General features: G+C 37.9%; 1 protein-coding gene and 1 pseudogene. Both read left to right on the top strand.

The features are described from left to right. A pseudogene (mvaB, locus tag AC1DTM_RS28970) lies at window positions 1-415 on the top strand (hydroxymethylglutaryl-CoA lyase); the annotation flags it as partial. A 4-nt stretch (window positions 416-419) separates the two neighbouring features. Beyond that, window positions 420-916 (top strand): enoyl-CoA hydratase-related protein (locus AC1DTM_RS28975; RefSeq protein ID WP_477001541.1); only part of this gene is annotated, 497 nt, incomplete at its 3' end.

Raw genomic sequence — 916 nt, forward strand, 5'->3', positions numbered from 1 at the left:
ATTTTCATACGGCATTTATGAAATCTCACTTGGTGACACGATTGGTGTAGCGAATCCGTTACAAGTAGAGCAAGTATTAGAACATTTATTAAAGAAATATGATGCTTCGCAGTTTGCGATGCATTTTCATAATACGTATGGAATGGCACTAGCAAATGTAGTTAAGTCTTTAGAACATGGTATTACAACGTTTGATAGTTCTTGTGGTGGACTGGGAGGGTGTCCTTATGCACCAGGAGCATCGGGTAATGTTGCTACTGATGACTTAGTACATATGCTCCATAAGTTAGGTGTCCAAACAAATATAGACGAAGAAAAGTTATTGAGAGCTAGTCATTTTATTCAAAGTAAGTTAAATATCCAATTACCGAGTCATGTGTATAGAGCGCTTCAACATAAAACGATAAGTAGGTGAGAAGATGCTACAATTACAAAACATTTCCGTTGACTATGTTACACCGCATGTTGTAAAGATTTCGTTAAATCGTGAAAGACAAGCTAACTCATTATCTTTGGCATTATTAGAAGAATTACAAACTATATTAACTCAAATAAACGAAGAATCAAATACGCGCGTTGTTATTTTAACAGGGGCTGGCGAAAAAGCGTTTTGCGCTGGTGCTGATTTAAAAGAGCGTGCCAACATGAATGAAGAACAAGTTCGCCATGCTGTGGGTATGATTCGTTCTACTATGGAGATGGTTGAACAATTACCACAACCAGTTATTGCTGCAATAAATGGAATCGCACTTGGTGGAGGTACTGAATTAAGCTTAGCTTGTGATTTTAGAATTGCTTCTGACACTGCAAGTCTAGGTCTCACTGAAACTTCCCTTGCAATAATACCTGGAGCGGGTGGTACGCAGCGATTACCTAGATTAATTGGAGTTGGTAGAGCGAAAGAATTAATTTATAC

The sequence above is a fragment of the Bacillus sp. P4_D3 genome (assembly GCF_056401855.1).